Source organism: Gottfriedia acidiceleris (genome assembly GCF_036421055.1).
Taxonomy (GTDB): Bacteria; Bacillota; Bacilli; order Bacillales; family Bacillaceae_G; genus Gottfriedia; species Gottfriedia acidiceleris_C.
Genome location: NZ_JAZGQS010000001.1, coordinates 466,069 through 488,837, shown reverse-complemented (window position 1 = coordinate 488,837; position 22,769 = coordinate 466,069). Strand labels below are relative to the sequence as shown.

At 31.3% G+C, this 22,769-nt stretch carries 28 protein-coding genes and 2 pseudogenes; 6 read left to right on the top strand and 24 right to left on the bottom strand.

All coding sequences use genetic code 11. The features are described from left to right. Positions 1 to 20 precede the first annotated feature (20 nt). From RAH41_RS02335 to RAH41_RS02320, 4 genes are all read right to left on the bottom strand, one after another. Complete coding sequence (locus RAH41_RS02335) at positions 21 to 794, bottom strand: SDR family oxidoreductase (protein WP_331220323.1); 774 nt, start codon at positions 792 to 794, stop codon at positions 21 to 23. Between the two features lie 522 nt (positions 795 to 1,316). Further along, complete coding sequence (locus RAH41_RS02330) at positions 1,317 to 2,513, bottom strand: serine protease (protein WP_331220322.1); 1,197 nt, start codon at positions 2,511 to 2,513, stop codon at positions 1,317 to 1,319. Between the two features lie 437 nt (positions 2,514 to 2,950). Then, entirely contained in the window at positions 2,951 to 3,082 is a 132-nt protein-coding gene (locus RAH41_RS02325) for a hypothetical protein (protein WP_331220320.1), read from the bottom strand. 35 nt (positions 3,083 to 3,117) lie between these two features. Further along, positions 3,118 to 3,603, bottom strand: coding sequence for an Lrp/AsnC family transcriptional regulator (locus tag RAH41_RS02320; RefSeq protein ID WP_331220318.1), 486 nt, complete (start codon positions 3,601 to 3,603; stop codon positions 3,118 to 3,120). A 227-nt stretch (positions 3,604 to 3,830) separates the two neighbouring features. Between RAH41_RS02320 and RAH41_RS02315 the strand changes: the two genes are divergently transcribed. Beyond that, the gene (locus RAH41_RS02315; RefSeq protein ID WP_331220316.1) at positions 3,831 to 4,754 is read left to right on the top strand and encodes a DMT family transporter; all 924 of its coding nucleotides are present in this window, start codon (positions 3,831 to 3,833) and stop codon (positions 4,752 to 4,754) included. 222 nt (positions 4,755 to 4,976) lie between these two features. Here the strand turns inward: RAH41_RS02315 and RAH41_RS02310 are convergent, their stop codons facing one another. Both RAH41_RS02310 and RAH41_RS02305 read right to left on the bottom strand, forming a co-directional pair. Continuing rightward, positions 4,977 to 5,333, bottom strand: a complete 357-nt coding sequence (locus RAH41_RS02310) for a DUF2500 domain-containing protein (protein ID WP_331220314.1) — start codon at positions 5,331 to 5,333, stop codon at positions 4,977 to 4,979. A 103-nt stretch (positions 5,334 to 5,436) separates the two neighbouring features. After that, complete coding sequence (locus RAH41_RS02305; RefSeq protein ID WP_331220313.1) at positions 5,437 to 5,967, bottom strand: hypothetical protein; 531 nt, start codon at positions 5,965 to 5,967, stop codon at positions 5,437 to 5,439. A gap of 300 nt (positions 5,968 to 6,267) precedes the next feature. Here RAH41_RS02305 and RAH41_RS02300 point away from each other — a divergent pair, with 300 nt between their 5' ends. Beyond that, positions 6,268 to 6,432 carry a DUF3934 domain-containing protein gene (locus RAH41_RS02300; RefSeq protein ID WP_331220312.1) on the top strand — a complete coding sequence of 55 codons (165 nt, stop codon included), beginning with the start codon at positions 6,268 to 6,270 and terminating at the stop codon, positions 6,430 to 6,432. A 177-nt stretch (positions 6,433 to 6,609) separates the two neighbouring features. Here RAH41_RS02300 and RAH41_RS02295 read toward each other — a convergent pair whose 3' ends face one another. The 9 genes and pseudogenes from RAH41_RS02295 to RAH41_RS02255 form a co-directional block, all read right to left on the bottom strand. Beyond that, positions 6,610 to 6,810: a cold-shock protein gene (locus RAH41_RS02295; RefSeq protein ID WP_069032402.1), complete on the bottom strand. Its 201-nt coding sequence runs from the start codon at positions 6,808 to 6,810 to the stop codon at positions 6,610 to 6,612. Positions 6,811 to 6,976: 166 nt separating this feature from the next. Further along, entirely contained in the window at positions 6,977 to 7,153 is a 177-nt protein-coding gene (locus tag RAH41_RS02290) for a hypothetical protein (protein WP_331220309.1), read from the bottom strand. 504 nt (positions 7,154 to 7,657) lie between these two features. Then, entirely contained in the window at positions 7,658 to 7,888 is a 231-nt protein-coding gene (locus RAH41_RS02285) for a hypothetical protein (RefSeq protein WP_331220308.1), read from the bottom strand. Positions 7,889 to 8,193: 305 nt separating this feature from the next. Continuing rightward, complete coding sequence (locus tag RAH41_RS02280; protein WP_331220307.1) at positions 8,194 to 8,739, bottom strand: dihydrofolate reductase family protein; 546 nt, start codon at positions 8,737 to 8,739, stop codon at positions 8,194 to 8,196. 367 nt (positions 8,740 to 9,106) lie between these two features. Next, positions 9,107 to 9,457: a DoxX family protein gene (locus RAH41_RS02275; protein WP_331220305.1), complete on the bottom strand. Its 351-nt coding sequence runs from the start codon at positions 9,455 to 9,457 to the stop codon at positions 9,107 to 9,109. Positions 9,458 to 9,662: 205 nt separating this feature from the next. Further along, the gene (locus RAH41_RS02270) at positions 9,663 to 10,271 is read right to left on the bottom strand and encodes a transglutaminase family protein (protein ID WP_331220304.1); all 609 of its coding nucleotides are present in this window, start codon (positions 10,269 to 10,271) and stop codon (positions 9,663 to 9,665) included. A gap of 465 nt (positions 10,272 to 10,736) precedes the next feature. Continuing rightward, on the bottom strand, positions 10,737 to 11,552 hold the full coding sequence (blaOXA, locus tag RAH41_RS02265) for a class D beta-lactamase (RefSeq protein WP_331220303.1): 816 nt from the start codon (positions 11,550 to 11,552) through the stop codon (positions 10,737 to 10,739). A gap of 384 nt (positions 11,553 to 11,936) precedes the next feature. Further along, positions 11,937 to 12,161: pseudogene (locus tag RAH41_RS02260) on the bottom strand (IS1634 family transposase); the annotation flags it as partial. Between the two features lie 56 nt (positions 12,162 to 12,217). Continuing rightward, positions 12,218 to 12,592, bottom strand: coding sequence for a carboxymuconolactone decarboxylase family protein (locus RAH41_RS02255; RefSeq protein ID WP_331220300.1), 375 nt, complete (start codon positions 12,590 to 12,592; stop codon positions 12,218 to 12,220). 108 nt (positions 12,593 to 12,700) lie between these two features. On the opposite strand from RAH41_RS02255, the pseudogene RAH41_RS22570 reads away from it, so the two are divergent. Beyond that, positions 12,701 to 12,832, top strand: a pseudogene (locus tag RAH41_RS22570) (MerR family DNA-binding transcriptional regulator); the annotation flags it as partial. Positions 12,833 to 12,877: 45 nt separating this feature from the next. After that, positions 12,878 to 13,090 carry a hypothetical protein gene (locus RAH41_RS22565; RefSeq protein WP_419471555.1) on the top strand — a complete coding sequence of 71 codons (213 nt, stop codon included), beginning with the start codon at positions 12,878 to 12,880 and terminating at the stop codon, positions 13,088 to 13,090. Between the two features lie 370 nt (positions 13,091 to 13,460). On the opposite strand, the gene RAH41_RS02245 is transcribed toward RAH41_RS22565, so the two are convergent. The 7 genes from RAH41_RS02245 to RAH41_RS02215 form a co-directional block, all read right to left on the bottom strand. After that, positions 13,461 to 13,886 carry a GNAT family N-acetyltransferase gene (locus RAH41_RS02245; protein WP_331220429.1) on the bottom strand — a complete coding sequence of 142 codons (426 nt, stop codon included), beginning with the start codon at positions 13,884 to 13,886 and terminating at the stop codon, positions 13,461 to 13,463. 305 nt (positions 13,887 to 14,191) lie between these two features. Then, positions 14,192 to 14,650, bottom strand: a complete 459-nt coding sequence (locus RAH41_RS02240; RefSeq protein WP_331220296.1) for a DUF523 domain-containing protein — start codon at positions 14,648 to 14,650, stop codon at positions 14,192 to 14,194. A 537-nt stretch (positions 14,651 to 15,187) separates the two neighbouring features. Beyond that, the gene (locus RAH41_RS02235; RefSeq protein WP_331220295.1) at positions 15,188 to 15,499 is read right to left on the bottom strand and encodes a hypothetical protein; all 312 of its coding nucleotides are present in this window, start codon (positions 15,497 to 15,499) and stop codon (positions 15,188 to 15,190) included. 20 nt (positions 15,500 to 15,519) lie between these two features. Then, positions 15,520 to 15,984 (bottom strand): hypothetical protein, encoded by a 465-nt coding sequence (locus tag RAH41_RS02230; protein WP_331220293.1) that lies wholly within the window; start codon positions 15,982 to 15,984, stop codon positions 15,520 to 15,522. A 189-nt stretch (positions 15,985 to 16,173) separates the two neighbouring features. After that, positions 16,174 to 16,632 (bottom strand): GNAT family N-acetyltransferase, encoded by a 459-nt coding sequence (locus tag RAH41_RS02225; RefSeq protein WP_331220291.1) that lies wholly within the window; start codon positions 16,630 to 16,632, stop codon positions 16,174 to 16,176. A gap of 243 nt (positions 16,633 to 16,875) precedes the next feature. Continuing rightward, positions 16,876 to 17,241 (bottom strand): hypothetical protein, encoded by a 366-nt coding sequence (locus tag RAH41_RS02220; protein ID WP_331220290.1) that lies wholly within the window; start codon positions 17,239 to 17,241, stop codon positions 16,876 to 16,878. Positions 17,242 to 17,405: 164 nt separating this feature from the next. After that, positions 17,406 to 17,708: a hypothetical protein gene (locus tag RAH41_RS02215; protein ID WP_331220289.1), complete on the bottom strand. Its 303-nt coding sequence runs from the start codon at positions 17,706 to 17,708 to the stop codon at positions 17,406 to 17,408. 636 nt (positions 17,709 to 18,344) lie between these two features. Here RAH41_RS02215 and RAH41_RS02210 point away from each other — a divergent pair. Continuing rightward, the gene (locus RAH41_RS02210) at positions 18,345 to 19,859 is read left to right on the top strand and encodes an MDR family MFS transporter (RefSeq protein ID WP_331220288.1); all 1,515 of its coding nucleotides are present in this window, start codon (positions 18,345 to 18,347) and stop codon (positions 19,857 to 19,859) included. Between the two features lie 51 nt (positions 19,860 to 19,910). Here the strand turns inward: RAH41_RS02210 and RAH41_RS02205 are convergent, their stop codons facing one another. Both RAH41_RS02205 and RAH41_RS02200 read right to left on the bottom strand, forming a co-directional pair. Then, the gene (locus RAH41_RS02205; protein ID WP_331220287.1) at positions 19,911 to 20,567 is read right to left on the bottom strand and encodes an HAD-IA family hydrolase; all 657 of its coding nucleotides are present in this window, start codon (positions 20,565 to 20,567) and stop codon (positions 19,911 to 19,913) included. Positions 20,568 to 20,631: 64 nt separating this feature from the next. After that, complete coding sequence (locus tag RAH41_RS02200) at positions 20,632 to 21,174, bottom strand: GNAT family protein (RefSeq protein ID WP_331220286.1); 543 nt, start codon at positions 21,172 to 21,174, stop codon at positions 20,632 to 20,634. A 260-nt stretch (positions 21,175 to 21,434) separates the two neighbouring features. On the opposite strand from RAH41_RS02200, the gene RAH41_RS02195 reads away from it, so the two are divergent. Further along, complete coding sequence (locus tag RAH41_RS02195; protein ID WP_331220285.1) at positions 21,435 to 22,640, top strand: cytochrome P450; 1,206 nt, start codon at positions 21,435 to 21,437, stop codon at positions 22,638 to 22,640. The last annotated feature ends 129 nt before the right edge of the window (positions 22,641 to 22,769 follow it).

The following is a 22,769-nucleotide window of genomic DNA, read 5'->3' as shown; positions in this document are numbered from 1 at the left end:
TTTGATTAGATGTTTAAACATTAAACGATCGATGTTCCACCATCAACAACTAGTACTGACCCAGTTACATAGTTCGAAGCTGGCGCTGCTAAAAATAAAGCTGCACCTTTTAACTCGTCTTCATTTCCAAATTTCTTAAGTGGTATAGATTCTAATATTTCATCTGTTCCGTGGGAAATAACATCTTTTGACATTTTTGTCGGGAAAAATCCAGGAGCTAATGCATTTACATAAATGCCACTTGAACCCCATTTCGCAGCTAAATCTTTTGTAAAACTGATTACTGCACCTTTACTTGCACTATAACCAACAGCATTCATTACGTTTGGATTCGTTCCCACTAAACCAGCAATCGAAGCAATATTAATAATTTTTCCGGATTTTTGTGCTAACATGATTTTCCCTACTGCTTGAGACATTAAAAACGTGCCGGTAACATTAACATTCATTACTTTATTCCATGCCTCTAATGGCATTTCTTCAGCTGGTGCTCCCCAAGAAGCGCCACTATTGTTTACTAAAATATCAATTCGGCCAAATTTTTCTTTCGTTTCGTTAACAATTCTTTGCACATCCTCTTTGTTTGTTACATCACACTTCAATGCAAAAGATTCTACACCTAAATTTTTCAATTCTTCACTAATTTCCTGGCACGCTTCCACATTTCGAGAACAAAGTACAACATTTGCACCTGCTTCAGCGAATCCTTTCGCAATTTGTTCACCTAGACCTCGTCCGCCACCAGTTACGATTGCTACTTTCCCAGTTAAATCAAATAACTCTTTTACGTGCATTTCAAATCCTCCTAAAATTAGTATTTATTTTATAAAGCTCAAATCTTTGCTCAAAACTTTCGCTTCATTTTTAAACAAACGTTTAGATACTAACCAGTCGGTATGTTTGTTAATTTGATAATACAAGAAAATTTCTGAATATTCAATATTAAGTTTAATTTAAATTTTTTATGTTACTTTTTATCCATATTCATATTTACTAGATTATTTGCTTACTATTTTCGTTTTGATTACGATCCATTTATTGAAATTCACATTTTTTAAATCCTCTATTTCAAGGTAAATCCAATTACAAAAAACTTTTGAAATGTTTAAACTAATATGTTATTGTCCATTCTTCATTTATACGGCTCCTTTTGTTTGTAGCTCTACAATTGGTTTGGGTAGGATTTTAGATCCCTCTTATTAGTTCCAATTGCAACCTACGATAAACAAAATGGAGCCGTTTTATTCATTATGAAGCACTATTCAAATAAACTATTCATTATTTATGATGTTTACAACGCTAATTTTGGAGCACTTTTAGTCGGTACCATTATCTTTTGATGATGGACTAGTTTTGGTAATTGATGTTGGTTTGTTGTTATTACTAAAAGTGTAAAGAAGAAGGATGAGGATTAATATACTTGCGACAATATCTTGAATGTAAAAACTCGTTTTGTAATCAGTCCAAAGTGTTTTGCTCGAGCTCATTTTTTGTTTCGATTCATGAATGTACCGTTTTACTTCTGGATGATTCGGATAGATTTGTTGGACTGCTTCAAATTTTGACAGTGCATCTTTGTAATAGCCAGCACAGTAGAACGTTAACCCTTCTTTGAACAATTTATCTGTTTGGCTTTTTGTTTCAAATACATCTGCTTTATTGACAACTTTTTTCAACGTGTTTACAGGTACCGCAAAATGAAATCCTTGCACTTCTTGATCATTCACCGTATCTCCTCGGAAGGTGAGTAAACCAATCAATTGTCCTTTGTTGTTGATGATGGGTCCACCACTATTTCCATGAGTCGATGCGGCATTGATTTGAAGGACCGGGCTACCTGCTAATGTAGTTTTTGAGATCGCTGAAATTTGCCCTTTATTCATCGTGGGGATTACATAACTATGCATGGATAGCAATTCAGAATCTGCCGCAGCTGGGTAACCAATCACCCAAATATTGTCTTGATCTTGAATGGAATCACTGTTTCCAAGGGGAATCGTAGGATAATTGGAGCCACCGATTTTTAAAAGGGCTATATCTTTGCCATGATCGGTAGGTTGTTGATACCTTTTGACGACTGCACTTATAGGATTATCTACAGTCGGTAAGTAGACGTCGACGCCTTTTTGGACGATTTCGTAACTAGTATACTGTTTCAAATACGCATCCGTATATTTGTGCGTCCAATTATTTTCCGTTGCAACATCATCCACAAGAATTGTAAATGCATCAGAAACAATATCATGATCGGACAATTGATGAGAATAAATGAGAACATGAGCATTTGTTACAATATAGCCGTCCGAATTAATGATAGCGCCAGAACCAAAACCGTCCAGTTCAGTTTTATAATCCCATTTCTTCAAGACACTCGTTACGCGTTTATCATCTAAAGTAATCGTCCATTTCACAATTGCATAATCAACAATTCGAACAACCGCTGGCTTTGTCGTTTCAGCTAATTGTTGAGGTTTTAGGATGTAAGGGACAGGTGGTTTCTTTGAAGTTAGCACAAACGATGTAGCAATTAAGATCGAAAGTACAATACAAAATGGAATGGTGACGAATGCTTTTTTTTTCATTCAAAACATCCTTTCATTTGTTTTGCTTACGATCATCTCCCAATAGGAAGTAAATACACTTCAAGCAAAAAAATGATATAACACCCTTACTCATATTTGCACTAAAGAAATAAATCATGTTTTCCCATTGGATTCACGCCATAAATAAACGAATTAGTGATTTTATTTTCTATCTCTTTAATGCAAATAGAAAAAGCCGCATTGATGCAGCTTATACTCCTCCTACTATTGTATGGTAATTAAATTAAAAAAAGATTTAATTTTTGAAAATTACTTCGCTAATCATTAATAATTTCTTCCTTTGTAAGGATACGATAATTCAACTATTATATTTACAAAATTAATGGATGTTATGAAATCTACCTTTATTAACATTTATCAATTGCTGATTTAGGATAGTAAAACTCAGATCTAATTTTTATATGAGTAAGTTCACTTGAATAACCACCGTCTACATCATCTAACCCTGTTCGTTTTTGAATTTCCTCTACTTCATACAATACATCCCCTAATGGTCTAAGGTTTATAAAATATATTATTTTCCATTTTCACATAACGGCAATACAGTAGAATTTTTTATTTCTCTTAAAGCTAAACTTGTTTGAATTCTTGTAATTCCTAGTTGATTTAACTTCCGAATAAAGTTCTCTAATTCCTTTCGTTCTCTGTTCGCAACTTTTAATAGATAGTCGTACTCTCCAGTTAGTAAGTGACACTCTAAAACTTGAGGCATAGATTTTAATTCTTTCTCTAACACTTCTAATTTATCAGCTTGATGGATATTGGTATTGATAAAAATAAAACAAAGTAAGTCAAATCCTAGCTTTTCTTGATTTAAGATCGCAACTTGCCGATCGATGTATCCTTCATTTTCTAATCGTTTAACTCTTGCATGTGTAGCTGGTGGTGACAAATTCACGTGTCGCGCTAGTTCCGTATTACTTATTTGACTTTCCTTTTGTAGTTTATCTAAAATTTTAAGATCTACTTCATCTAACACTTTATTTCCTTGGTATTCCACTATTATCTACTCCCTTTCAATTATTCGGAAAATGCATTGGATCCAACATATAAAATGAATTATATTCTTTATAACAATGCATTTAATTAATATTATTTTGTATTTATAACATTATACAAAATAATCTACGGTAAAATAAACAATTATGTTAAACTATTTTAAAAATAGTAAGAAATCACTGTGTAAACTTTTTTCAACCTTAAGGACAGTGAACTGGGGGGTTAGATATGCCAATCTTTTATATACTGTTATTATTATTAACAAGTTTTTTATGGGGAGGAAATTTTGTCGTTGGAAAATCCCTTGTTGGTCATGCTTCTCCAATGACCTTGACGACTCTCAGATGGGGAATTGCAATTATCGTATTATTACCGATAGTATGGTGGAAAGAAAAGAAGATTTTACCTCCACGTAAAGCTATTCTTCCACTTTTCATGATGGGAGTAACAGGTGTTGTTCTATTTAATCTTTTTCAATTTATGGCATTGGAAAAGACATCTGCAACGAACGTTGGATTAATTTCAACCCTTAATACAATCTCCATTGCTGTATTTTCATCTTTCTTTTTAAAAGAAAGAATGAACTTTTTACAAATATTTTCTATGGTTATTTCGTTCTTTGGAGTTATTCTTGTTCTTTCAAAAGGAGATATGAATCTACTATTCTCAATGAAATTGAATTTAGGTGATTTATGGATGGTCATTGCTGTATGCATTTGGGGAATCTATTCGGTTTGTAGTAGATGGGCAACAAGGCTTATTTCACCAATGCTATCTACACTTTACTCAGGTATAATTGGACTCGTTGTAATTATCCCTTTTAATCTCACAAATTTTACGCTTGAAAAAATAAATGGCTCATTTATTGTCTCAATTTTATATACTGGTATTATTTCGACTGTCTTATGTATGCTCTTTTGGAATATTGGTGTCCAAAAAATCGGCGCAACTTCAGCAGGTATTTTCCTAAACTTCAATCCAATTTTCACAGCCATTTTAGCGTTTTTCTTATTAGATGAAAATATGACTTGGGTTCAAGGACTTGGGAGCATAATCGTTATACTAGGTAGTTTCTTGTTTACTTACTTTAAAACTAATGGAATGTCAAAAAACAAACGGATTGTAAAGAAAGCAATGAAATCTCCAGCATAAAGTCTGATTAAGTTAAAATCATTCCCAAAGTACTCCTTTTATTACGATTTAAAAATCTTGTTAATCAACTAGTTAAGTAATTTAAAATAGACGTAGTTATTAATTTAATAAAATAGCAGCCTATGGCTGCTATTTTTGTTCAATTAATGTAGTGTTAGTTCAGTAGGTACTATATAATAAGTTGCCAACGAGGCCAGATAAAATTAATAAAGCACTTTGAAGTTATCTGTTTCTAATAAAACCTTGAAATCTTGTGCCTTGAAAAGTAAGTTCTCCAAGATCACCTTCAACAATCATTCCGTATTCAGTATCTTTTACCTGGAATTCTATCCGATCTCCACTTTCTACTTCAAACGTTACAAAATAATTACTATAAGAAGAATGTTCCCCACCACCATGTACTGCTGTTCTTTTCGTTATCGCTTTGGCTTTTACATTTAATTTAGGTGAATTATTATTTTTATTCCATTGTGTAACTCCTTTTATGATTGAGAATACTACAATGGATATAACAATTACAAAAGTGATACCAATGAATATTGGACCGAACGTAAATATAAAATCTTCGCCTTCAAACATTTTACCCCTCCTAGAATCATTTCCATTTTTATGCTGTGAACTAGCTATGAACTAGTTGTTAAAATATCTTAATTGTAAATATTTATATTTTTAAATGATTTTCTTATTGATTGTAAAACCCTTCTATGTAATGATTTCGCTTAAAGTATCTATAAGCTTCTTTATGTTTATTTTTCATTTCTTTAAGACTATCATTTAGATGATCGATTGTACTTTTAGAAAATTCATTTCCTTTAGTATCACCGCTACCATAACTCATCAAATCCATTAAATAGGCATCTTTAGATGAAGTTGCACAAATAATCCATAATAAAAGCCCCTTATCAGGCGTTTTTTTAAATTTAAAATTCTCTAATACTTCATCTAGTTTCTCGATATCTTCCATCGTTTTTTGTTCCAATTCAATTACTTTATTTTTCTCATTTTCATTTCCTACTTTTTTTTCTAGCTCATTTAAATCTGATCTTACAATTATTAAAGAAGAATTTATTTTTTCTACTTTAGTTTCATTCGTTTTAGTTATTGGATATGATGAATACGTTTTACCATAAACAAAAATTCCCAATCCGATTATAATAATCATTGAAAAAATGACTATTAAATTTCTGACAAATACTTTTTTCGTAATTTTCATGTTGAAACCTTTTCCTCCATTTTTTAATGTTCCTTTAATTGTATCAACTATATAAGTTTTTGTATTTGGGGAATTTGGTCCTTTTTTACAATGAATTTCACATAATCCTTATCCAACTAATATGTCATTTATCTCTATAAAAACCGACTTTATAGCCTATCGTTCAATTAAAATAAAGATAGATAAAACTGACTCTGTTTGAATATATTTATTTCTCAATTCTTTTTTTACTTACAAGTTAATTGGAAATTACTGAAAAACTGTATAGAACTTAGTGTATAATAACTATGAGGTGTTTATATGAGTAAAGCTAAAGCTAAGGGCGGTACAGGTAGAGGAACAGATAAGAAGGGTTGGAATAGGTGGCAAGCTAGTGCAAAAAAAGCAAAGAACGCGAAGCCATATGTTAGCAAAGGTACTAAAAATAAGGGAAATTCCAAAACAACTAATCGTTCAAACGACTAATTATTTTCGATAATTAATTGTTTCTTCAGTTTAAATGAACTATAATCATTTAAATTTTTTTCTTTACCAAGATCCACGTTAGATAGTCCCCTTATTCTTTTTGGTATAGGGGTTTTTATATTTAAAAAACATAAAAAAAGTCGGTTTCTACTTTATAGATTCCGACTCTTTTTTCAACTAAGCCTTTTTAACATTAGTTGCTTGTGGTCCACGTTGACCTTGTTCTACTTCAAACGTAACAGCTTGACCTTCATCTAATGATTTAAATCCATCGGTTTGAATTGCTGAGAAATGTACGAATACATCATCACCATTTTCACGCTCAATAAATCCAAAACCTTTTTCTGCATTAAACCATTTTACTTTACCATGTTCCATTTTTGTAACCTCCCAGTGTGGCTTACACACATTGTAATAGCCCAATTTTAACAATATAGTTATGTATTATCAAATTTCCGTCAAAAAATAAATGAAATAACTAAGTAATATGGCTAATTAAAAGTCGTATAACTTCCTATTGCTATAATGTTTTAAGAGAGTATCCCTATTTTTTCTCTAAATCACTTATTCTTTTCTCTAATTCTTCAATTTTTTTATTTGAAATAAACAAATTTTTTGTTGCAAATAATCTTACTTTTTTAATAATCATAATCATGATATATACTACTACAATTAGAATGATCAATTGTACTAACGTAATGAGTAAACTAAAATTATCCATTTGTCACACTCCTTATCAAACTCTTTCTAGATTAAAACTACCTTCTACATAAATACAAAAAAGCCGATGATGTATTAATCTTCCAGAAGTAAAATAGGTGTCGTTTATCTTTATTGATTCCTATTATTATGTTTGTTTATCTGCCCAAAATCCTTGCATTTTCTCAGTAATACAATCTAACCAAAATGATATACGTTATGCATTGCTAGACTCTTTTTGTTCAAGTACTAATGATCTTGCTCCTAGGATCTGGTCTTATGAGTTATTAACCCAAAAATAGATAGTATTAATACGATCAATAAAAATATCACTCTTAAAATTTTAAGCATTCGAATTTTTCCTCCGTACGATTTACAATGTGACGAGTCGCAACTAAGTAAGTGATACTCCATTTCAAGTTTATCTATTCATGCGTTAGTTTTATAAAAATATTGATTACTTAAAATGACCAAATTAGAGTTTATTTTGATTTTTGACGAACTACGGAAATTATTATTAGGTAAATCAACTTAAATATGGAAGTAGGTCTTGAAGTGGTATTTTAATATAGTTTGACATACCGCCATCTTCTTCTTGGACATACAGTCTAACCTCTAAACCTTCTATACGGTCAACAATTGTATAAGAACCTTGATACTTAATTTCTGTACCATAAAGTCCAAGTTTCATATCCTCCAACTCTATGTGTTTACTTAATATTTCTTCGACTAAAGCTACTTTTAATTTCTGTGTCATATATTATTCTCCTTCCTCTACCCCTTTTAAATTAATTATAGCATCGCATTTTCTTATGCAACTATCATGCCATTTACTTGAATAAAAAAATTGACTTTTCAGTCGATTGTGTTGTTCAACTAAAGAAATGCGATAGTTGTATAAAGAATATTTCAATACTATAGATAGAGTTGAACTTTTTCAATCACCTAAAAAATTAATGCTTATAGTACATATATAAATAAGTATGACAAATCCTGCATGTTTAAATTTTAAAAAAGTCCATCAGAGCTAATTCTGACGGACTTTATTGTTCATCTAGTTAGCTATTCTTTTCCCTCGAGTTGGTAGGAAAGAATAACGACCCCCGAACTGGTATTCTTTGTTTCTACAAGTTTAAAACCCTTTTTATCGATTCCTTCACTGAAGAGACGCTTTCCGCTTCCCAGAACCACAGGATGCACCATCAAGTGATATTCATCGATAAGTTCTTGTTGCATCAACGTTTGAATAAGCTCACCACTACCGTAGATTAAGATGTTCTGACCAGGTTCTTGCTTTAATTTTAATACTTCTTCTGCAATATTATCTTTAATTAGGCTAGCGTTCCATTCAGCTTCTTCCAAAGTAGTAGAAGCGACGACCTTTGGCATACTGTTCATTTTGTCAGCAAAACCATCTTTATCTGTCATGGATGGCCAGGCTGCAGCAAATCCTTGATAAGTCACTCGCCCTAATAGAAGAATTTCGCTTGCAAATAATAAATCACTTTGAAACTTTGCCACTTCTTCATTGTAATATGGCATGGTCCAAGATGGTTCCTCCATGACACCATCCAAAGACAGGTACATCGATACGATTACTTTTCTCATTTTGTTCTCCTTTATTTGGATTGATATACTATGATTGTTAGAAAATGGTAAATTCTAACAATTAATACTTCTTTAAATATTAAAGTGTACCTTCCAAAAAGTTTCGACAAGTGGAGAGAACATATTGCCAAATTAAATAGGTGTTGATTATTTGTTCCTAAGTTTTATTAAACTATCGCATACGTTAGTTTAAGTGTAAAGTCTCACAATCTTTACTAATTCTCGATAAAATAAAAAGCGACACTGTCATTTTTGAAGCACCGCACCAAAAGCCCCTCTGACTATACAGGAGGAATTAACGTAATATTATAATAGGAAATTAAACTGTAAGTTCTTTTATTAAACTTCCCCAAAATTGCGAACAAGTTTAAGCAAAGGTTAGGTTCTTAATAATCAGTACAATAGATAGTATTAAACAGATCGTCGCAGGAATAATCATTACAATTGATTGATGTGCTCGAAAAATATGAGAATGTATGGCTCCTAACATGAGAAGTACAAATAATACACTTGATCCAATAGTTAAGTAACTAATCCAGATACCACTAATCATACCTATTGCTCCAATAATTTCAATCAATCCAATTACAGACATGAACCATAATGGATATTGATAATGCCTCCAATGTTCAACCTGAAACGGCATACGTAAAAGTTTTATGAATCCTCCTACTAAAATAAAAAACGCTAAAATTACTTGCATGACAATAGTTATCATTTATCCTCACTCCTTTTTATTGATCTTATTTAGAGGTATTCTCATCCCAACGATTATATGGATATATATTCCATACAATGTTCAATCATTAATAGAATCATTATGAAGTTAAAATTTCTACTAACCTGCATCCTTTAGTTGAACAAGAAAAAAGCCACCAAAGCAGCAGCTCACTCTTCAACTCTTATGCTCGTTAGTGAAAAAACTACAAACTCTCTAACAAGTGATGTTCATACATTTCTAATCCGTTTGTATTTTCTTCTAAAACAGCCACAATTTTGGGATGAGGCTTAGCATAGATAACTGGATAATCCTTTTCATCAAGTTCTTCATTAATGGGAAAAGCTAATTTTTCTTCTTCAATTGAAAATTGGGCATCAATTCCCTCTTTATTTCCACGAGCATCAACCCTAATCCATTTATTAAGTGATTTAAGGAATATGGCATTTAAAGCGTGAATACAATACCCTTTTTCTGGAGTATCAAATAACATCAATCTTTGATAACAAAAACCTGTTGGTATTCCCTGTGAACGCAATAAAGACGCTAACAGGTGTGATTTTGCATAGCAAATTCCCTCTTTAAAGTCTAATACTTCCGAAGCATTACAAGTAACTCGCTTCGATTGAATATCCCAAGAATGAGAAATTTCATCACGAACAAATTCAAAAGCTATTTTTGCTTTTTCAATTTCCGTTTGAGATGGATTAAAAAGCTCAATTGCTTTCTTTTTTATAATTGGATTAGAATAATTTATTTCGGTTAATTCGATTAAATAGTCATCTAGTTTTTCCGACTCACAAAACAGAATCATAAATCTTCTCCCCTCTATAAACTGCATAAATATGTATATATAAACATTATTATACATTTTTCATTAGTTGAATTAAAGGATTTCTTATTGTGTTAACCTGAATTTACTTGAATAAGAAAAACCATCCTTCGTTATTGAAGACTCTGCGTTAGTTGAATAACAAGCAGGTTGCTACTGCATCTTTTTTTATTGTACTACTATGAAAAAAGCTCTACACGTTAAGCATTAGAGGTTAACTTACAGGGTTTTTAATAAAGAAAATTAGTTATTCAAATAGGGAATATCAAGATAATTCCAATTATTTTTCGGATAAAGTACAAGCCATAATAAACTAGAATAAATGAATTCTTGTATATTATGGCTTAATTTAGCTTCTTTTTTACCAATTGCGTCCGATTGCCGAACAACAGAAAACTTATTGCTTAATTTGCTTTTTTATATTGATATCAATCCCTGATGACCTTTTTACTCAGTAATTAACTGGTACTTCTTTAAGATATCTAATGTGATGTTTTTAGCTTTTGTACCCGTACCATCAATGTTAGTTACAAAAACATAAGAATGATTGTCCACTTTTATAAACCCAACAAACCATCCTAATCCTAAATCAGACAATCTTGTCCCTGTTTTTCCGTAAACTATTTCGTGGTCCCCTTCCAGCTGGATCATCATTCGTTTAACAGTTTTCATTATAGGTCTATCAAAAGGAAGCTCTTCTTTATACAACTTTTCCATAAAATCAACTTGTTCAAGCGGACTGATTTTCAAAGAGCTACTTAACCAGAAATGGTCGATTCCTCCACTAATATCTTCGTTTCCATACGAGATTTTTTGTACCCATTCATTCATGCGTTGCTCGCCAATATCCCTAGCCATTGCCTGGTAATACCAAATAGCTGATTCGCGCATAGCCGAACCAAGGGTATGGTCACGGTTCCATGTATCAAATTCACGTTTGACGCCGTCCCATCGTTTTACATCATACTCATCACGAACAGCGTTGACCTGTAAACCAATTAATGCATTTGGAACCTTAAATGTAGATTCTGGGGTTTGTCTAGTGTTAGCTCTTTCCTGATTATAGACAAAGGTTTTTCCAGTTTTAACTTCACGTAATATAAACGTTCCATTATGATTTGAGAAAAATTCACCGACATCTAATTTTTTTAAGTTAAATTTTTCTTTTAAAGGAGATTCTTTACTTGGTGTTTGAGCTTGAACTGTAACACCTATTATCCCTGTAAATAATAAAAAAATGGAAAGGTATATCAATTTTTTCATTTCAGACACCTCATTAATTTATTTAACAGGTTTATTTTATAATTAGATTTCAGAAAATTCAATAAAAAAACTTTTCATCATCAGATACAGCTTTTTAATTTAATTTTATCTGTTTTAAATTTCATATTGAACTAACGTATGCGTTAGTTATATAAGATTATTTCATTGACCTTGCAATTTCTAACATTTTTTCTTCCGTTAACCTCATACTATCTATTTCTATATGCGTTCCACCTTTGTTCCAAAAAAGTAAACCATCAGTAATGAGTTCACATGATTATTATCCAATTGACCACTATTTCCCCATTCTACGAAGTATCGTTTCCATTAATATCGACTTACTTAGTGTTAGGTCCTAAATGTTCATCTTGTACTCGTAATTCTTTTTATTGAGCGAAGAATTGATTTCTTAGCGAAAGTTAGCGTTTCGTTGTATTCCCAGTGACTAGGCTCTAGAAGAAAGTTCTGAATGTCTTTCGGTGCTCCTCTGCGTCCTTGATGTTTTTGAAAAAGCAACCATCCATCACCATTTTCTAGCGTTTCAGAAATATTCTTCTTACTGTTCATTGCTTTGTCCGCGACAATGACAATGCGTTCAAGTCCAATCCTTAGAACAATAAATTATCTATTGTACGATATTCTTGTACCTTTGATTTTATTTAGCACTATTCTTCATTTTTTAGAACGCTCAAAGATGCGCGAGTCGCTGTTATGACCCGTGGAAATCCAATATATGGAATGCATTGGATAAATATTTCAACGATTTCTTTTGTTGTTAAGCCAGCGTTTAAACCTCCTTGGATGTGAGATTTCAGTAACTCATCAGAAGCACCTTGGGTCAATAAGCTTGCAATAGAAACCATTTCTTTATATTTTAGCTCTAATCCAGGTCTATCATAGATACTACCTGGAACTGCTAGGAGATACTCTTTTATATCTTCATAAATACCACCAAAAGCTAAAATCTCTTCAAAACCTTTTTTACCAAGAATAACTTTCTGATTTTTATTTTCTGTGTTTAAAATTAATTTCTTTTCCATTTTCTGACCTCTTTTCTTAGTTGGCAGCTTTGCCTTGAAAAAAAGATACATCCTAGAGTATACTCAAGGTCAATAGGAAAGTAGGAGATTCTGTGGAAATATTTTCGATTGGTCAGTTTTCTAAATTTATCAGGTCTGTCCATTGATACGTTGCGTTATTATGAAAAAGAAAAATTAATTTTCCCCAACAGAGATTCTGCAAACCGCCGAGTCTATTCCGAGGAAGATTTTTCTTGGATAGATTTTATTCATCGTTTAAAGAATACGGGGATGTCTATCAAGAATATGCGCGAGTATACAAAATTAAGGTATCAAGGCAACTCAACCGCTTCACAGAGATTGCTTCTGTTGGCTGATCAGCTTGAAGAGCTTCAGCAAAAGGAACGCGAGATTAGTGAACATATTCAATTTGTTGAGAATAAGATTAAGATTTATCATCAGATGTTAGATGAAAATATTAATGACCAAGTAAGTACAAAAATCTCTTTGAACACTTGATACGATCATATTTATAGAGATAAAAAAGCATAAACCAGAAATCCTTGGTACAATTTTGATGCCGAAATCAAATAGAAAAGGATTGGTTTATGCCATGCATGGGGGCATTAAGCTTTCTCTTAGATTTTAGATCAAACATACCCCAACATTCGCCATCAACAATAAATATTGACTTCATTGAATCTTCAGACCAAATAATATCCACTTTTTCACATTCATAAATTGAAGGAGATATTTGATTATAAATCTAAAGCGCATCAGCAATCCCAACCATTTACTTGAAAAAGAAAAACGATCCTTCGTTATTGAAGAATCGCACTGCATTAGTTTAAGAACTATAACTTCTTCTGCATAGAAACTACTTGAATATTTATACCGTTTGGCTTATGTATTCCTCATCATAAATTCTATATCCTATCGAACTATATAGTTGTATATTTTTAGGCACAGTCATTCGCACCTTACAAAGAATAGTAGAAATTTCATTTTTATGTGCATATTCTTCTAACGATGCCAATAATTTTTTTGCAATTCCTTGACCTTGTCTTTCTGGAATAACTGAAAGTCTATAAAAATAAAGTCCTTCTTCTTTCAATCTAAAACGAACCATACCCACTGACTCATTATCAACAAAAGCAATTAAACTTTTTTCATCTTCTATTAAAGCAGATGTTATTGATTCAACGGTCTCCTCTAATACACTTGATGGTGGCACTTCATCTTTATATTCCATAAATGCCTTGAACAATAAATCATGAATTTTTGGTGCGTCCGATATTTCTGCAAATTTAATCACCAAAATTAATCCCTCCCTGATGAAATAAATATACAAAATAAAACATATTTATGCGATAAAATTGTATAACTGACAATCCTTCTTCTTGCACTAACCTGCCATTATGTTGAATAAAAAAATCGACTAAACAGCCGATCTTGTTGTTAAACTAAACAATGCATTAGTTTAAATAAGTTTTATATAAAAAAAGCATGGTAGCCACTTATTAGATTCGGCTCTGAGTTCCTTACTCAGTAACTGAATCATTGCTTAACCCTCTAAAAAATTCTAATATTAGTAGAGAAATGAATTAATTTGTAGAAGAATTATAGGAAGGTTTCAGCGAATTTTTCTTCTGATATTACCTTGAATCCATTTTTTGTAAGTAAAGCAGAAGTAACTCCCATCCCATCAATTTTTTTACCAATAAAATCGCCATTGTAAATCTTTGAACTTCCGCAGGATGGGCTATTCTCCTTAAGTACTACTACAGTCGCTTTCATTTCTTTAGCTTTTTCGAGTGTAGCATATGCTCCCCTTATGTAAAGTAGGGTAACATCTTTGCCTGATTTATCAACTACTTTCGCCTTTCCATCCAGTACATCTTCTCCGTTTCCACCTATTATTTCAGCAGGCTCTCTGGGTGTTGAAAATCCTCCTAGTAATTCTGGACATATTGTAATAGCTTTATTTTCTTCTACTAGTTTACTTATTTTATTATTTAAACAATGCGTGCCGTTATATCTTACCTCTAACCCTGCTAAACAAGAACTCACCAAAATCATTTACAATCCCTCCTTGAGAATAAAAAACGGTTTATTAAATTCCTCTTTAACTACGCAATTGATTGGTTTGAACTAATTCATTGCGTTAGTTGAAGATTGTGGATATTATTTTATTTCATTTATTTTTTTGTTTAGTAAATTCTCTCCACCCCTTAATTGAATAACCACAACACAAATTAAAAAATAATAATCCCCCAAACCAAACTTTAAACACTTCAGGCATTCGCTCGACAAGAGGTATAGAAAAGTGGACATTTTTGTGTAAATAATTCCCAATTAAACGGACTAAAAAATAAAGTACAGATTTCTTTCATTTAAAAATGAAAAAAGTAAAACTAGGAAAATTACAGTAATTAAGATTTCCAATTAGATTCCTCCGTAATGAAGTTGCTTATAAATTAAATTATATCAATTGTTCTTGGCTAATTTACTATAATATGCCCAGTTTAATTAACTTCTGATAAATGCATAAAGAAAGGGACTGACGTTTTTACAGCAATCCTTTTCTTTAATAATTCAAATAGCATTGAATGTTATTTAATTTATTTTTTTATTATCACTGCTTTGTACAATTACGTTATGCGGGCCAGAGAATGCTTTTTTTATTTGTTTATTTTGAAAAAACTCGTTTATTAACGTTTCAATCTGCCTAGCAATTTCTTTCGCCTTTTTATCTGAACTATTTAATGAAATATTAACAATAATTGCTTGTTTAGCATCATAAATTGTTGTAGATTTGACGTGTAATTCCTTCATTTCTTTCAAACCTAAATCGATTGATGGAATGACTTTTTTAACCCAATTCCCAGTTAAATGGCTTGAAAAATAAATTGGGATACTTTTTTTCATGTCAAACCCTTTTTTATGTGCTAGTTGAACAAACTCTTTTTGATATTTATTAATTTCGATTGGATTTGTGATTTCTTCATTGTTTCGATTAAAAAAGGATAATCTGTAATCAAGGATCCGTCCACAGTGGCAGAAACTGAATAGCCAGTTGAAACACCTACACTATATAATCCTTCCATTTCCTTAGATACTTGATCTAAAATTAATTCAGCTTTGTTTTGTTCTTCTGTAAGATTGGAAGGTTTCCAATATGCAAGAACTTTTGCATGATAATCGCTAGCATGCTTCTTTTTTAATGTCATTTCCATATTCTTTTGTAAGTCGCCTTTTAAATAATTATAATTTTTCTTCGAATAGGGTCTAATTGTAAGAGCAACTTCTTTTTTCTCACGAGATAGTACCAAATGATAGCCATCTGGGTATCCTTTTTTCTTTAATACATTTTTGTTAAATGAAGATTCGACGTCGCTTTTCTTCTTTGCCATTTGTAAATATATTTGTGATACTACATCCCGTTAAATTAATAACTGCAATGCTAATTAGTATTAGAAAATAAAAAAACATTGTGTTTGAACAATGCTTTTTTGTTGTTGTATATTTCTTATTGAACTAAAGCTACCCTTGCTTTAGTTGAAGTATCATTTATAAATTAAATAAGTCTAATTTTGGCAACTCTATTCAAGTGTTATGTTATTTATTAAAACAGGCATAGTCATGGCATATAAATCATATCCTTTTGCCCAATAATCTTGTTTTACTAACTGTGTCGTAAATCCCATTTTTTCAAAGAATACATTTGCAAATTGTGATGTGCGTACCTCTATTTTTGTTATACTACTATTCTTTTGAATTTCATCTATACAATGATTAACAAGCTTCGATCCAATTTTTTTACCTTTATATTTAGGGTCTGTGAAAATCCAAGAAATTCCACCTAAGTTGATCTCTGGAAAATGATAACCACAAGCTCCGAGTATACTTTCATTTTCAATATAGACAAAGTAAGTAGAACCATTATTTATTAGATATTCTTTAAGGTCTTTAATTTCTGACGGGTCAAAACTATCAGGTACATTTAATTTAAACACTTCCAAAACTCCCGGTAAATACTTATCTTCATATGGATATATCATTTTTTTGCCTCCAAAAATACAATTTATTAAAAATATAAAATATTTTTATATTTTATCATAAACAAAACGTTCAAAAACTAGTGTTTGGTAAATTATTTTTTTAGTTGGATTTTTTTATATGCTAATCTTATCTAGTGATACTGAAAGTTTTAATATGTATTTTTTATGAAAACTACCATTATTTCAATAAAAAAACGAGCCCTTTTTGTGACTCGTAATCTTGAACTATTGCATTATGTAGTTTTATTTTTTTAACTCAAAAGATTCTTCATTTCCATTCCATTTAATGGTTACTTTAAAAACATCTGAATCTTTTGTAACTGCACAGCCCGAACAAGAGGTATTCATTTTAATGACGGTTTCATCACTTTCACCGTCTGTTCGTTTACTAACACCAGTACTTCCATTGACAGTGATTTCTAAATTTTTTTTCATTTGTTTACCATCTTTGAATACAAATTCAAACTGACCATCTTCTCTAGTAGCATCTACATTTGTTGTGTAATTGCCTTTCCAATGATCGCTTTCACCTTTAAAATGAAGAGTATGATTTGAGCAACCAACCAATATTAACATGGCAACCAACATCAAAAAGTAAATTTTTCTCAAAGTAAACCTCTCCTTCATTACCATAATATGTTAATTCTCGCATTAAATGATATTTCCTTCTCTAGGCACTAATGTTGTATTCTTGTTTAACTAAACTGCCACATTAGGTTGAATAAAAAATGAGCCACATTTAGCGACTCAGGATCCTCACCTACCGTAATGCTTTAGTTGAATAAGTAACTTAGGATTGGTAGTGAAATGATAAATAATAACGAAACAGATAAAAGGAAAGTAGTTACCTTTTTAGAAAGCTTAACTCTCGTTTTTCCAGTGTACCAACCACTAAATTGAAGTTTATTTCTATAGATAACAAATAACAGAGAAAAAATCGCAACTGTACCCATCCATCCAAATTTTTCTAAATTTACACCCATCAATAAGTATAAGTTTCGTAACAATGTGCTTAATATGACTCCTAACAATAGGAATATAAATACAATTCTTATTAATTCAAGCAATACTTTCATTTTGCATCTCCTCGGAATCTTGTTTTTTAACGAATCCATGCGATCGTTTCATAATGAAAATTTTTTAAACTTTCTCTTTAATTGCTAAAAAGGATTTGATTAAGAACTAGCTCAGATTGTGTAACCCTAAAAAATGCGTGGGTTAAACTATAATAATTTCTTCATTTTCTCAACTCATTTAAAATTTGCCTTAATAAAATTACTATCATTATCAAGCAAATTGTTACGACTAAATCCATACACTTTGTCCCCCATTATCTCCTAGTTCAATACTAATGAGTTAATTATCTTTTGCTTCGAAACACACGTCAATCGGGTTATTCTTTGTGAAGTTCATCACATCTTAAAGTAATTAATCTCAGTTAGTAAAGATTATTTATTCAATTAATCTACCATATGATGGATAAGAACGGAGCCTTCACAATATTTATATAATTCAATCAATCCAAAAGATAAGAATTACAATTACTACCTAAAGGAATTTTATACGAAGTAAAGAATAATAATGAAAGAATGAGTTTTTTACTTGAAATTTGAATTTCATCTTTAATTAGCTTTTAAAAATTAAATGTTCTTCTTTTTAATGTATTCAATGAATCAATTGAATAATATTGAAAGGTCATAGGGAGGTAAAGGATGAAAGAAAATAACAAGACTCTTATATTAATAGGACTAATGATTGGAGTCATCTTTTCAGAGCTAGATGAAACTGTTGTTGCTACAGCTATGCCAACAATTATTAGAGATTTAGGCGGTTTAGCGCTTTACGGTTGGGTTGGTGGGGTTTACATGCTTTCGATGACTTCCTTTATGGCAATACTCGGTAAACTTGCGGATTTATATGGTCGAAAAAAAATATATTTATTTAGTATGGGATTATTTATGGCTGGCTCAATTATTAGTGGTACAGCTCATTCTATGGAAGTCCTTTTAATTGGTCGTGGAATTCAAGGGATTGGTGCCGGTGGGTTAATGCCACTTGCGATGGTCATTTTCGGAGACAGTTTCCCAGTTGAACAGCGTGCTAAGCTACAAGGTATTTTCGGAGCTGTCATGTTTATACCCCAACTACTTGGACCGCTCATTGGAGGATATTTTGTACAGCATATTTCATGGCACTGGATCTTCTTAGTAAATATTCCAGTTGGCGTTTTAGCTGCAATTTTATTAGCGATAGGATTAAACGAAACGAAAGTAGACAAAAAAATCAATATCGACTGGTTTGGTGGGATTTTACTAGTTACCACGTTAATCAGTTATCTGCTTACTCCTGTGCTACATCAAACAGAAGGATATGCATGGAGTGACCCTAAAATAATCGGTTTACTAATTTTAGGAACTTTTTTACTTGGATTATTTATTTTTGTAGAGTCAAAAGTTAAGGAACCAATTATCCCCTTACACTTATTTAAAAATAGAAACTTTGTTGTCATTTCGGCTCTTGTATTTGTATTTGTTCTTGCGATAATGGGCTCACTTTCATCTTTCCCTTTCTTCTCGCAAAATGTACTCGGTTTAACACCTACTGAATCTGGCTATTTAAATTTACCAATTATGGTTGGTGCAATGGGTGCAAGTGTAGTTGCTGGTCGAGTAATGAATAAATTCTCTTATCGAAATATTTACGGCGTTTCATTTATTATTCCTATGATCGGATTCTATTTACTGACAGGTATTACGGCTCACACTTCAATTTTTACATTCGTTATTTATTTCATTGTTCTAGGACTTGGATTCGGTGCTCTATTTAACAATGCATTAATTGTTCAAGAATCAGTTGAAAAGGAAAATGTAGGGATTGCTCAATCTGCCGTCATGTTATTTCAATCCATTGGTATGACGATAGGATTTAGTTTATTTGGTTCTCTATTAGCCTCTAAAATTACATTGGGGATGAAATCACTAGCTGGAAGTCTTACTGTGGATCAATTACTACAATTAAAAAATATACAAAATGGAATGATTCCATCTAATCTTGATCCTAATTTACTTGAAAAAGTAAAAACAGTCTTTACTCACGCATTCCAGGATTTATATTGGGTATCTTTCGTACTTGCCATTTTAACATTTTTCATTTGTTGGGGTCTGAAAAAGGAAATTTTAATAAAGAAAGATGAAGCAAGTGAAGTAAAAGAAGTAAATTCTATTTAATTAAAAAACCATTCCAATTTTTTGGAATGGTTTTACTTTTTTTAATCGATATTACTTGTTTGTTATATGTTTAATGACATCTTCTAAAGATTTTTCTGACATAGATGATAATCTTAAACTATGATTCTCAAACTCTAAATGTGAGGTAACTTGATTCGGAACAATTACACAATGTAATCCCGCTTTTGTTGCAGCGATTAATCCATTCAATGAATCTTCAAATGCAATCGCTTCTGATGCTTGAACCCCAATTTCCTCAATTGCTTTTATATATAGCTCCGGATCTGGCTTAACTTTCTTTACATCATCTTTCGTCTTAATGACAGAAAAGTATTCATAAATATTTAATTTTTTTAAGAAGCTTTCTACCCATTCTCTTGATGAACTTGAAGCTAAAGCTATTTGTAATCCCGCATTTTTTGCTGAAATTAAATAGTCTTCTACGCTTTCTCTTAATGCCGGCTCAAGTAGTTTCTCATCAACTAAAACTTTAGCCATTTGTTCAATTAGTTCCTTATCAATTGGTTCTTTTAAATTTGAATTGATAAAATCAAATAAAATTTCATCACTTGTTCCTACCACTTCTGAAAACTTTTGAAGAGTTAACTCTACTTCATACCGTTGTAGTACTTCCTTATATGCTTCGAACCAGACAGACTCCGTATCGACAATTAGACCATCAAAATCAAATATTACAGCTTGAATCATTCCATTTCTCCTTTTCCTAAATTAAACAATTTTACTATATTATGGTAATGTCAGTTTCATATTTTTATTTTTCCCAATCAGGTTTAATGAGAGAAAATAAATTTAAATCATGAGACTCATTCCCTTGAACTAAATAACCTCTCAGTAATCCTTCTTTTTGAAAACCTAGCTTCTCAACTAAAGTAGATGAGGCTATATTATCTGGAAAAATAATAGCTCCAATTCGATATAGTCCTAGTTTATTAAAGCAATATGCTGTAATTTCTCCAATTGCTTCTGACATATATCCTTTTCTCCAATATTCAGGTAATAGGTCATATCCAATTTCAGTTCTTCTAGCGTGTAAGACTAAATTATTTAAGCCAATTGTCCCGATTAATTTTTTTGATTCTTTTTCAACGATTCCAAAACGCATTCCTTGTTCGTTTTCAAATCTAGTTTGAAAGGAATCTATCATTTTAACTGCTTGTTCTTTTTCAGTAAAGGGATCCATTCCATAGTATTTAATTACCTCTAAATTTGAAAAGATAGAAAAAATTTCATCAACATTTTTTTGTGTAATTTGTACTAAAGATAATCTTTCTGTTTCTAAAATTGGAAAATCCATTATGTTACCCCTTTCTTGACGTTGATTAATCGCATAAAACTCAGTTTTTTATTTGAAGTACCTTATTTTACCATAAATGATGATTTAATTTTCTTAAAATTTATTTGATTTAATTCTTATTCATTTATACCCTATTTCTCATGAAAATCATTCTGTAAAAAAGTATCCTTTTTTAACTGTATCCAAAATTTGGTAATAATCCATTTTCACAGAAATAGAAATAAATAGACTAAAGTTCATTCATAAGGGAGAACAGTTACATGAACAATCAATTAAGTGTGAATCCAGAGCATTTTTACAAAGACCCATATTCGTATTTTAATAACGCAAGAAAAATAAGTCCTATTCTTTATACAGAGCTGTTTCAGAGAACTGGATGGCTAGTAACAGGCTATAGAGAAGCAGAAATAATGCTAAAAGATCCCCGTTTTATAAAAGAAGCAACTAAAGTCACACCACCAGAACAAATACCTGAAAGTGTTATGCCTGCAATTGCAATAAATCGCAAAATGATGTTATTTCGAGATGCCCCAGATCATACAAGATTAAGAAATCTTGTGAACAAAGCATTTTCTCCAAGAATGGTTGAAAATTTACGAACTTCAGTAAATGAAATTGCTGATTATTTAATAGCAAATATGAAGGGAAAATTTACGCACGAACTAATACGTGATTTTTCATATTTACTACCTGTCTTTGTTATAACTGACCTATTAGGTGTTCCTAAAGAAGATCGGGATTTATTTCACAATTGGTCTGATGCATTTATTAAATTTATTGATTTTAATACGACTATGGAGGATTTAGAATTAGTATCAAAGGATATTCTTGATGCTTCTACTTATTTCAAAAACCTTATATCTTTAAGAAGAATAGAACCTAAGGAGGATTTAATCAGTCATTTAATTTTAGCAGAGGAATCTGGCGATAAATTAAGTGAAGATGAAATGATTGCAAGCTGTCTTCTTTTATTAATAGCTGGTCATGAAACGACTGTTAATTTAATCACAAATGGATATTATTTATTATTAAAACATCCTAAAGCATTTGAGCTTTTAAAAAATAATTTAAAGTTAATTCCTTCTGCTATTGAAGAAATATTAAGATATGAATCACCTGTTATTTTTACATCTAGATGGGCTAGAGAAGACTTTGAGTTTGCTGGAAATTCGATTAAAAAAGGCGATCATTTTATGGTTTCATTAGGGGGAGCCAATTACGATCCAACAGTCACCATTAATCCTGAAACTTTTGATATTACTCGAAAAAATATTAAACATTTATCCTTTTCATCTGGCCCCCACTTCTGCTTAGGTGCCCCTCTAGCTAGATTAGAAGGTCAAATTGCAATTGAAAAACTGATTAGACATTTAGTTAATCCAGTTCTAATTGAGGAACCAACTCGCCGTAAAAATGTTGCATTTCGAGGGTTTGAAAGCTTAAAGATACAGGCAAGTATACAGTGAAGTTTCTAGCAAATTGGGTACTTTTCTTGATAGAAATTAAATGTTAATTTACTAGGTTGAAGTAATGAACTTAATACAATAGATAACATAAAAAAGAGCATCGAGATTTCGGTGCTCTTTTTTACTGTT